The organism is Nocardioides cremeus (genome assembly GCF_030518195.1).
In the GTDB taxonomy this organism is placed as follows: Bacteria; Actinomycetota; Actinomycetes; order Propionibacteriales; family Nocardioidaceae; genus Nocardioides; species Nocardioides cremeus.
Genome location: NZ_JAULSC010000401.1, coordinates 1 through 230, shown reverse-complemented (window position 1 = coordinate 230; position 230 = coordinate 1). Strand labels below are relative to the sequence as shown.

1 pseudogene is annotated in these 230 nt (G+C 70.9%); it reads left to right on the top strand.

The annotated features are described in order from the left end of the window. Positions 1-35: 35 nt before the first annotated feature. Positions 36-230: pseudogene (locus QWJ41_RS21500) on the top strand (hypothetical protein); the annotation flags it as partial.

Sequence of the window (230 nt, the reverse complement as noted above, 5' to 3'; positions counted from 1 at the left end):
GGCACGACCCCCGACGCAGAGAGCGAGACCCCCGCATGAGCACCCACGTCGAGCACGACCCGACCGACGTCGAGGACCTGCCCGGCGAGCTCGACAACGGGTTCGACGTGGGGTTCGTGGTGGGGGTCGACGACGGGTCGGTCTCGCTGTTCGAGGGTGACGAGGGCGGCCTCGAGCACGGCCAGCGCCACGCCCTGGTCACCCTGCTCAAGCAGCGCTTCATCAGCGCC